This is a genomic window from Escherichia sp. AM3, from assembly GCF_032029835.1.
Taxonomy (GTDB): Bacteria; Pseudomonadota; Gammaproteobacteria; order Enterobacterales; family Enterobacteriaceae; genus Escherichia; species Escherichia coli.
The window spans coordinates 1-267 of record NZ_JAVUPQ010001015.1 but is presented as its reverse complement, the minus strand read 5'-3'; the positions used below and the strand labels follow the sequence as shown (position 1 = coordinate 267).

The 267-nt window shown below is 61.8% G+C and carries 1 protein-coding gene; it reads right to left on the bottom strand.

Annotated elements, in window-relative coordinates:
* Nucleotides 1-267 (bottom strand): MutH/Sau3AI family endonuclease (locus tag RTW80_RS29495; RefSeq protein ID WP_312721672.1); only part of this gene is annotated, 267 nt, incomplete at both ends.

Sequence of the window (267 nt, the reverse complement as noted above, 5' to 3'; positions counted from 1 at the left end):
CTCCGCTGTTACCCGTGAGCGGCGCAACGCAGACAAAGGTGGTTTCCAGCGGCCGCCCCTGGCTATCGATGGGGATCGTCTTCAGTTCCACCCCCAGCGCCGCAAAATCTTGCTCGGGTTTACTGCCCGCGCTTGCGCCCAGCCAGCGTTCCAGCAACACGCCGATCCAGCCCTTATCACGCTTTAGATCGTTAGGTATCGTCAACCCAGCCATCACGGCCAGCTCGCCCAGTGAATAGCCTGCCAGGCGTTGTGCCTGCTGGAGCA